Consider the following 10,165-nt stretch of genomic DNA (forward strand, 5'->3'; position numbering starts at 1 on the left):
ATGACGCTTCGGGAAAAAATTATTGTGGTGCTGGCGGGAATCGCCCTTTTATATGGCGCCTATGAGCTGGGCTTGAAAAACCTGTTTTCCGGCGCCGGCGATAAAATAGCGCAAACGGCCGCTCCCCGGACGGATGCGGGCCTTTCGGGTTTTACAATGGAACTGGCGGCACGGACCGGCCATTCAGGGCTGTCGGACAGGGAACAGTATATTCTTGATCATCGGCACAGCCGGTGGGACACGGATCCCTTTGTGGCGCCGGAGACCCTGGCCGCCATGCGAAATCCCGAGAGCGGCGGAACAACCAGCGACAGCGGCCAGACCCGTTTTGTCTATTCCGGGTATATTGCCATCGGGAATGTGAGACTGGCCGTGATCAACGGCCGGGAATACGAGGAGGGGGAGCGGCTGGTTGACGGCGGCTACGTGTTGCGCCGCATTCAGCCGACCCGGGTGGTGCTGTCGGGTGACGGCGGCGGAGAGGTGACCGTAAAGCTGAAGGAAATCGACGTAAAGGTGGAATAATGATGATGGAAAATCAGTGGGGGGCAAGAATGGGCCGGCGTGTCCTGTGGATTTGCCTGGTGGCTCTGTGTGTGTCGTGGGGATGCGCAAAAGACCGGTCGGCGGTGCAGCAGCAGGACTTCCTGGAAAAATGGCAGGCCCGGGCCGAGGCCTCAAAGGGGTATTCGCCGGGTCCGTCGCCGGACATGGAAAGCCTGGCTGTGGTGGAAGCCGCTGAAGAAAAAGGCAATGCCATCGAGACCATTGACGTCAAGCCCGGTTACAAGCTGGGCGCGGAAGACGGCAACGCCCTGATCGGCCTCGAGGAGCTGCCCGACACGCCGGTGACCATTCACATGACAGACACCGATATCGCCGTTATCCTTCGGGCGCTGACCAAGGCCGCCGGCAAAAACATCATCATCGGCGCCGGTGTGAGCGGCCGGGCCAACATCAATGCCGAGGGCGTGCCGTGGAAGGAAGCCTTTGCCGGCCTGCTGCGGACCCACGGGCTGACCTACAACCGCATCGGCGACACCCTGCGCATCAAGACCCTGGCCGATATTCAGCAGGATTTTGCCATTGAAAACGCATACCGCAAGCAGCAGGGCGAGCGCAGTGTCACCCAGGTGTTTTTTCTGAAGTATTCTGAGGCCGCTGACGTGGCCAACCTGCTCAAGCCGGTCACGGCCCGGGCGGCATCGGCGGAAGGTGTAAAAGAGGCACAGCAGAGCGTTGTGGTGGACAAGCGGAACAACGCGGTGATCGTGCATACACCCCTGCCCGGTATCGAACAGTGCGCGGCCCTGATTCGGCAGATCGACCGGCCCACCCGGCAGGTGCTGATCGAGGCCCATATCGTGGAGACCTCCAAGGATACGGCCCGTCAGCTGGGCATCCAGTGGGGCGGCGTGGCCAAGGACAAGCAGCACAGCTGGTTTACCGGGGCCACAGAAGGGCCCGCGGGCCAAACCCTGTTTGACGCCAACGGTGTCCCGGTGGCGGCCAACCCCACCGGTAACTGGGCCGCCAATTTCCCGGCCAGCCTGGGCAACACAGGACTTTCCCTTGGTTATATTTACCAGGACCTGGGCCAGAGCCTGATCGCGGCCCAGCTTACGGCCCTTGAGGAGGATGGGAAGCTGAACATTCTCTCCTCGCCCTCCATCACTACTTTAGACAACAGCGCGGCGGTGATCGAAAGCGGCCGGGATGTCCCCTTCCAGACCGTGGAAGACAACGAGGTAAACATCGAGTGGAAAAAAGCGGTGTTAAGCCTTGCGGTGACGCCCCACATCATCGACGCTTCAACCCTGCGCGTTAAAATCAAAACCCACAAGGACGAGCTGGATTGGTCCAACGCGGTCCTGACCGACGGCAACCCCACCATTATCACCAAGAACGCGGAAACCGAGATGATCCTGTTTGACGGCCAGACCACGGTGATCGGCGGTCTTAACAAACAGTCGTCGTCCCAGAGCCAGTTCGGGGTTCCGCTGCTGGGCCGCATACCGATCCTGGGTTTTTTCTTCCGGTCCACGAGCCGGTCCAATGACATGGAAGAGGTGCTGATTTTTATCACGCCGCACATTCTGGAACCCTATACCGCCGCCACTGGCGCGGGAGCCGACAAGGAGAAAACGGTTGCGCCGGGCGGGGATTCCTGATCCATGGACTATTTCAACCTGTTGCAGTTAAAACGGGAGCCCTTTTCCAACGCGCCTGATCCTGACCTGTTTTTTCCCTCTTTTGCCCATCATGACTGCATGCAGAAGGTGGAACTGGCCGTTCGCCTGCGGCGGGGCCTTAACGTGGTTGTCGGCGATGTGGGTACGGGCAAAACCACCCTGTGCCGGACCCTGATACGCCGCCTTGCTGAAGATAAAAAAATTCATTCCCATCTTTTTCTGGACCCGGCCTTTTCTTCACCAGGAGAGTTTTTATCGGCTTTGCTGTTTGCCTTTACCGGCACGGCCCAGGACGCGCGGTCCGACGAAAATATGCTCAAGGAACGGGTTAAAAATTTTCTGTTTTTGGCCTGCGCGGAAAATGAAGAGATTCACCTGGTGATTTTAGACGAAGGCCAGAAGCTTCCCGGCTTTGCCTTAGAGATTCTGCGGGAGCTGCTCAATTATGAGACCAACGAGCACAAGCTGCTGCAGATTGTTATTTTTGCCCAGCCGGAACTGGAACAGGTGATGGAGGCGCGGGAAAATTTCAAGGACCGGGTCAACCTGTTTTACCGGCTGGGGCCGTTGAGTTTCAGGGAGACGGTGGGGTTTATCCGGTTTCGTATCACCCGGGCGTCGGACGGCCGGGCGGCGGTCTCCTTTACGCCCCTGGCCCTGTGGCGTATTTACAGGCTTTCCAGGGGATATCCCCGGAAGATCATTCACCTGTGTCACCAGGTGCTGCTGGCATTGATCATTCAGAACAAGACCCGGGTGACATCCGGCCTGGTCAACGTGTCGGCCCATCGCACCACGCGTGAGGTACTGGTGCGGCGGCCCCCGGCGGCGCCCCTGGTGGCCGGTATTCTTGTGGGGTTTGTGCTGATTGCCGGCGGACTTTTCCTGCTTCCACAGGGAAGGGCTGACAAAGAGACGGTCTCTTTTACTGCCGTCGAACCGTCCGGCAACAGTCAACAGGAAACGACCCCGGCTCAGGAAACCGCTGTTTCGGCAACAGCATCTTTAACGGTTGACCCGACACCGGAAACCGGGCCGGCGCCAACGTCGCCGTTGGTGGTGGAGGAGACGGCTCCGGTCCTGTCCGAGAAAACGGCGCCGGTTTTGGAAGCAGTGACTGTCGAGTTGCCACGAAAGGTCAAAAGGCCACGGCTTTCAAAGATTATGGTAATAAAACCCCAGGCGGAAAAGCCGGCAGACGGCGTGCCCGCCGTTATTTCGGCCACGGACCGGCCGGATGACGGGGCCCTGCCCGGTGACGGATCCGCAGAGTAATCAACAGAGGAGAGGCTTGACAATCATGCCTGAAGCAGGAGAACTGAGCGGCAAACGCACGCGGAAAAAACTCGGCGAAATGCTGGTGGACGCCGGCTATCTGACCGAGGAGCGACTGACCGGCTATGTGGCGGCCCAGAAGCGCTCCGGTTTGAAGTTGGGCCAGTTCCTCATTCGGGAGGGAGTGGTCAGCGAATCCATGATCGTGGACCTGGTCTCCCGGCAGGCCGGTATTCAGCGGTTTGACCCGGCCGAGTTTCCCGTGACCATGGAACTGGCGAAGAGCCTGGCAGAAACCGTGTCCCGCAAATACGGCGCGGTGCCTTTGCGGCGGGGCAACCACCTCCTGCTGGTGGCCATGACCGACCCCCTGGACATTCGCTCCCTGGATGCCATTGAGGACGAGTGCGACCTGGAGGTGGAACCCGTGATCTGCACGGAACAGGAGTTCTCCCACCTGTTTACCCAGGTTTACGGAACCCGCATCGACGGTTTTGCCGGAGAGGGATACGACCTGACCGAGACCATGGACTACGGAGAAGACGAGGAACCGGCAGACGCCGGGGCCACGGAAATATCCTCTTTGCAGCACATGGCCGAGGAGGCCCCGGTGGTGCGGCTGGTCAACGCCCTGCTGGCCCAGGCGGTGCGGCAGGGTGCCAGTGATATTCACATCAGCCCGGAAAAGCGCTACGTCCAGGTGCGGCTGCGTGTCGATGGTGTTCTGCACGAGGTGCCGGCCCCGCCCAAGACCTTGTTTCTCTCGATTGTCTCCCGGCTCAAGATTCTGGCCAACCTGGACATCTCGGTCTCCAGAATTCCCCAGGACGGCCGCTTTACCGTGAAGATCGAGAACAAGGAGATCAACATCCGGGTTTCCACCATTCCCACCATTTACGGGGAAAATGTGGTGCTGCGGCTGCTGGACACCTCCGGCGGCGTCTACACCCTGGACCAGCTGGGCATGGCTTCTGAAGACCAGGAAAAGCTCAAGCGCAACATTCAGAAACCCTACGGCATGATCCTGGCCACCGGGCCCACGGGCAGCGGCAAAAGCACCTCCCTGTTTGCCATGATCAACCGGATCAACAAGCCGGACATCAACATCATCACCCTGGAAGACCCGGTGGAGTATCGTATCGAAAAGATCCGCCAGGCCCAGTTGAACCGGCGGGCCGGCATGACCTTTGCCAGCGGCCTGCGCTCCATTTTGCGCCAGGACCCGGACGTGATTATGGTGGGCGAAATTCGCGACGGCGAAACCGCCCAGGTGGCCACCCAGGCGGCCCTCACCGGCCACATGGTTTTCAGCACCGTTCACACCAACGACGCGGCCGGCGCCATCACCCGGTTTATCGACATGGGGGTGGAGCCCTTTTTGGTCTCGTCGGTGATGCTGGTCTCCATGGCCCAGCGGCTGGTTCGCAAAGTGTGTGAAGACTGCGCCGAACCCTACCAGCCGCCTCATGAAGCGCTGGTCTTCATGGGCCTGGAAAACGCGAAAAAAGCCACGTTCAAGCGGGGAAAAGGATGCGCCTACTGCATGAACACCGGATACAGAGGCCGCACCGGCATCTACGAGATTCTGGAAATTGATGACGATGTGCGGGAGATGATCGTGTCTCGGGCCACTTCCCACCAGATCACAAGGGCCGCGGTTACTGCCGGCAAGCTTCAGACCCTGAAGCAGGACGCGGCCCGCAAGGCGGCCCTGGGCATTACCACTGTTGAGGAGGCGGCCAAGGGTGTTATGGGATAGGTTGATATGACGCTTTACAGCTACAGCGCGCTTACCGAAAGCGGCAACAAGATCACCGGGCAGATGGAGGCCGACAACGTGGAGGGCGTCTCCCAGTCTCTGGCCCTGAAGGGATACATTCCCCTGGATGTCCGGCGGAGCACCCGGCAGCGGGGAGACCGGCTGAACGCCGTTATGGCGGGGCTTCTCTCTCCGGTGGGGTCCAGGGACGTGGTGCTTTTTACCAAGCAGTTCAAGACCATGCTGGTGGCCGGGGTCCCTATTATCAATATATTCCAGACCCTGGAAAACCAGACCGAAAACCGGCAGCTGCGCAACGCCATCATTGAAATGAGCCGGGACATCAAGGAGGGGGCCAGCCTTTACGACGCCTTTAAAAAACACCCGGCCATCTTTTCGCCGCTTTACTGCAGCATGCTCAAGGCCGGCGAGTCTTCCGGCTCCTTGGTGGACGTGGTGACCCGGCTGATCTACATCATCGAGCATGAGGCCAAGGTGAAGGCCGACATCCGGTCCGCCATGTTCTACCCGGCCATCGTGGTCTCGTTTTTGGGTGTCGCCTTTGTGGTGCTGCTGATGTTCGTGATTCCCAAATTTGTTACCATCTTCCAGCGGGCCGGCATTGATCTGCCCCTGCCCACAAGAATCTGCCTGGTCCTTTACACCTTTCTTTCTTCGGCCTGGCCCTATCTCCTGGTGATGGCTGTGGCCGGCGGGGTCCTGCTGGTTCGATATCTAAAAACCGAACAGGGCCGGTTTGTAAGAGACACGGTGCTGCTGAAAATTCCCCTGATCGGGGACCTGGTGCTAAAAGGGGCCATGTCCCGGTTTGCCAGCATCTTTTCCATTCTGCAGTACAGCGGCGTGGCCGTGCTGGAGTCCATGTCCATCCTGGGAGATACCCTGGGAAACGCCGTGATCCGTCGCCAGCTGGCCAACATCAGCGACCGGATTCGGGAGGGCCGGGGCATTTCCGAGCCTCTGCGCCGGGCAAAATATTTTCCCCCCATGGTGATCAACATGATCGCCATTGGAGAAGAATCCGGCAACCTGGAGGACATGCTCTCCCAGATTTCGGTCCATTACGACTCCGAGGTGGAGTATGCCACCAAACAGCTGGCCGATGCCCTGGGCCCGTTTCTTACCGTTGCCCTGGCCGTGGTGGTGGGGTTTTTTGCCCTGGCCATCTTTCTGCCCATGTGGGATTTGACCAAGATGGTGTGATGATTCTTGACGGATTTTAACTTTTTGCGACTTCATCCTTACTTGTTAATTTAAAAATATCTGTTATAATCAGATATCTTTGTAAAACAAACAATCGTTACCGGAAGACAACCAACCATAAAAGGAGTGCGCCATGAAAAAATTTGAAAAAAAACTTTTGGGCAACCAGGGCGGGTTTACCCTGATTGAAATCATTGCCGTGCTCGTGATCCTGGGTATTCTGGCTGCTGTGGCCGTGCCCAAGTTCATGGACCTGACCGATGATGCCAATGAAAAGGCCTTTGAGGGCGCTGCGGCCGCGGCCTTTTCCAACGCCACGCTTTCTTATTCTCGCTTTGTGCTGAGAAACGACGCGGCACCGAACAATATTAATAACACACCGGCATGGACTGACGGAACCAACAGCGTTACCATTGAGGACGAGCTTGGGGATTATACGATTGACAGTATAAGTTATAACGGCTCAGCCACCCCTCCCGTGCTGAGAATAACTGTAGAGAAGACGGAAACTTCTGTAACCTTCACCAAATCCTTCAACCTGCCATAACCTGGCTGTCTTATTCTGTCCGTTTTCTGAACTTTCCTGGCGATGGCGTTGAACCTAGGCGGTTTGGCGCCATCGCCTTTTTGTTTGCCTTGGCCGGGCTGCTGGCATACTATGCTGGCAGACGTCATGCGGGGTTCCCCCACAAACATGCTGTAAAACCGACCCAACAGGACCGGCGGTCATGACTCATCTACCGGACAATTCATCTAAAACAATCTTTACCATCAGCGGCATTCTTGTTTTTGTCCTGATCCTCTATGGCAATACCTTTCACGGCGACTTTGTGTTTGACGATGTGCCCAACATTGTTGACCGGGCCGACCTGCACATGGAGGGCCTGTCCCTGCCGGCCGTTCTCGACGCCTGTACTATGGGAAAAGACGGCGCGTCCTATGTTCACCGGCCGGTGAGCAACCTCTCTTTTGCCCTGAACCACTGGGTCGGCGGGCTGCGACCGGCCGGCTATCATGTGGTCAACCTGCTGATTCACCTGGTGGCCACGCTGTTTGTTTTCAAGGCCATTCTGCTGCTGCTGGAAATTGGAAAGGTCCCTCGACCTTGGGCAGACCGCCTGCTGATCGCGGGGGTGGCCACCCTGCTGTGGGCCGCCCACCCCATGCAGATCCAGGCTGTAACCTATATCGTTCAGCGCATGGCCTCTCTTGCCGCCATGTTTTACGTTGTCGGGATCTGGGCCTGGCTGAAATTTCGTATTGCTTCGGCCGGCGCTGACAGCCGGCGGCCCTGGGGATTTGCGTTTCTGGCCCTGGTGACGGTGGCCCTGGCCCTGGGGTCCAAGGAGAATGCGGCCCTGTTTCCGGCAGCTCTCCTGCTGGTGGAGGCCTGCTTTTTTGACGCGGCCTGGCTGCGCCGTCTTTTTGTCCGCCCTGTGGTCCCGGTTGCCATTGTTCTGGCAGCCGTCGTTGGCATTGGCATCTGGCTCTTCTCCACCTCCCTGCTGAATGGATACGTGGACCGGCCCTTTGGACTAAAGGAGCGGCTGCTCACTGAGCCTCGAATTCTTTTTTTCTATCTCTACCAGTTTTTAGCGCCGGTGCCGGAAAATTTTTCCATTGATCACGATTTTACCCTTTCCACGTCTTTTGTTCACCCGGTCACCACGCTGCTGTCTGTGGCCGGGATTCTCGGCATGCTGGCGGCGGCCCTTGTCTACAGAAAAAAATATCCCCTGGCCTGTTTTGCCGTGCTGTTTTATTTTGTCCACCACCTGATAGAGTCCACGGTCCTGCCTCTTGAGCTGGTATTTGAACACAGAAACTACCTGCCTTCCATGTTTTTGTTTCTTCCCGTGGCCCTGGGCCTTAACCGGCTTCTGGCCATTTATCGGCAACGAAGCCGGTTTATCTATTATACTATTGCCGGGGTGGCTGCCTTTGGCTTTCTGTTTCTGGGCATATGCACTTATGTGCGAAACTACGACTGGCAATCTCCTGAATCCCTGTGGCAAAGCGCTATCGTAAAAGCCCCGGACCTGACCCGGCCTTACCATAACCTGGCCTGGTTTTACGAGCGAACCGGAGACACGGACAAGGCCCTGGCCCTCTATACAGTGGCCCTTGAAAAAAAGGTCCACGACAAGCGCCTGAAAAAGACCCGGACTTTGGAAAACATGGCCGGTATCTACTACCAGCGCGGGAATTTTGAAAAGGCGCAAAACTGCATGGCCGAGGCCCTGGCCCTGGTAAAGGCCAAAGGCCGGGACACGGGCCTTTCCCGCCGAATGGAGCGGTACTATATGTTCAAGCTCTGCCTGATTTATGCCCGCACGGATCCTTCCCGCGCCCTTGACATGGCAGATCACCTGCTGGCTGAACCAGCCGTCGGGCCGGCCACGAAGTCCCGGCTTTTTGCTTTGCGGGCAAGGATTCTGCTGGCGCAAAACCATTCAAATGCGGCCCTGGCCGAACTGCAACAGGCCCTGGCCCTGGCCCCGGACAAGACAGACCTTTTTCTGCCCCTGGGCGTGGCATTCGGGTTCCTGGAAGAGAGCAAAAAAGGCGAGTGGTTTTTCAGGCAATACATGGCCGGCCGTCCGGATTCAGGGGCCGGGTGGCTTTATCTTGCCGAAAACCGGCTTCTGGCCGGCGATACGAAAAGTGCCCGGCGCTGCATGGCAGCATTTATAGCAACCCGGCCCTTGACACAAATCAACAAACAGATCAAAGATATTGAGACCGGCAACCCGGATCTGCCGCCACTGATGGCGCCGGCCCAATCCCTTGAACTGCTGGGCCAGGTGGTGAGGACCGGTATTGACCGGCAGAAAGGCATACCATGTATCCCGTGATCCAGGTGGGAAACCTTTCCTCATACTACCTGATGATGCTCTCCGGCATCGTGGCAGGATGGATTGCTTTTGTCTTTTCTGAAGATGTGTTCTGGACCCGGCCGGGTGTTATTGGCAAGTCGGAAGTGATTGTGCGGCTTTCCCTGGGCTACCTTGCCGTGGTGATCCTCTGCATTCAGGGCGCCAACTGGTTCCACTACCTGTTTGACAACATTCCCCGCCATGTCGCCGACACCCTGACCTGGCGTGACATTCTCTTTACCCACCCCCTGAAAACAACAAAGGTGCTCTACGGCGCGGTCTTTTTCTATCCCCTGGGCATCGCCATTGCGGCCCTGGTGGCAGGCTCCCGGTGGACACCGATGCTTAACCGGAAAGCCTTTATCCTGTTTATTGTGCTGGGATCTGTCCGGATCGGCTGTTTTTTGAACGGCTGCTGCCACGGCATTGTGTCTGAAACCTTTGGCATGCGTTTTCCCCCCGGTTCCGTGGCTGCTTCCGAACACTGGCGCCGGGGGTTGACCCGTGGTTTTTTGCCGCCGGCCTCGCTGCCGGTGATCCCCACTCAGCTGATCTCGGCCATCTTTCTAGTGTGCCTGGCCCTGTTTGCCTTTTGGCATTACAGAAAAGGCAAAACCCATACCTTTGTAAAGTCGGTGCTGGCCTACGCGGTGTTCCGTTTTTTAATCGAGTTTGTAAGGGATGATGTGGACCGGGCCTACTGGGCAGGGGTTTCCACGTCCCAGTGGATATCGGTTTTTCTGTTTGCCGTGATCGGCCTGTGGGCGTTTAAGAGAAGATACAGGAAAGGATAGGCCGCCGGGGAGGGGAAAGACGCATACTCCGTCATTGCGAGGAGC

8 protein-coding genes are annotated in these 10,165 nt (G+C 57.7%); all 8 read left to right on the forward strand.

Annotated elements, in window-relative coordinates:
- Complete coding sequence (locus DOLE_RS07220; RefSeq protein WP_012174825.1) at positions 1-525, forward strand: general secretion pathway protein GspB; 525 nt, start codon at positions 1-3, stop codon at positions 523-525.
- Positions 525-2,171: a type IV pilus secretin PilQ gene (gene pilQ, locus DOLE_RS07225; RefSeq protein WP_052294271.1), complete on the forward strand. Its 1,647-nt coding sequence runs from the start codon at positions 525-527 to the stop codon at positions 2,169-2,171. The genes DOLE_RS07220 and pilQ overlap by 1 nt, the downstream gene beginning before the upstream one ends.
- 3 nt (positions 2,172-2,174) lie before the next feature.
- Positions 2,175-3,467, forward strand: a complete 1,293-nt coding sequence (locus tag DOLE_RS17225; RefSeq protein WP_012174827.1) for an ExeA family protein — start codon at positions 2,175-2,177, stop codon at positions 3,465-3,467.
- Positions 3,468-3,492: 25 nt separating this feature from the next.
- On the forward strand, positions 3,493-5,226 hold the full coding sequence (locus tag DOLE_RS07235) for a GspE/PulE family protein (RefSeq protein WP_012174828.1): 1,734 nt from the start codon (positions 3,493-3,495) through the stop codon (positions 5,224-5,226).
- Positions 5,227-5,232: 6 nt separating this feature from the next.
- Positions 5,233-6,450: a type II secretion system F family protein gene (locus DOLE_RS07240; protein ID WP_012174829.1), complete on the forward strand. Its 1,218-nt coding sequence runs from the start codon at positions 5,233-5,235 to the stop codon at positions 6,448-6,450.
- A gap of 133 nt (positions 6,451-6,583) precedes the next feature.
- A complete protein-coding gene (locus tag DOLE_RS18670; protein WP_012174830.1) occupies positions 6,584-6,997 on the forward strand; it encodes a type II secretion system protein in 414 nt (137 codons plus the stop codon).
- A gap of 181 nt (positions 6,998-7,178) precedes the next feature.
- On the forward strand, positions 7,179-9,305 hold the full coding sequence (locus DOLE_RS07250) for a tetratricopeptide repeat protein (RefSeq protein WP_012174831.1): 2,127 nt from the start codon (positions 7,179-7,181) through the stop codon (positions 9,303-9,305).
- On the forward strand, positions 9,293-10,120 hold the full coding sequence (locus DOLE_RS07255; protein WP_012174832.1) for a prolipoprotein diacylglyceryl transferase: 828 nt from the start codon (positions 9,293-9,295) through the stop codon (positions 10,118-10,120). The genes DOLE_RS07250 and DOLE_RS07255 overlap by 13 nt, the downstream gene beginning before the upstream one ends.
- The last annotated feature ends 45 nt before the right edge of the window (positions 10,121-10,165 follow it).

The organism is Desulfosudis oleivorans Hxd3 (genome assembly GCF_000018405.1).
In the GTDB taxonomy this organism is placed as follows: Bacteria; Desulfobacterota; Desulfobacteria; order Desulfobacterales; family Desulfosudaceae; genus Desulfosudis; species Desulfosudis oleivorans.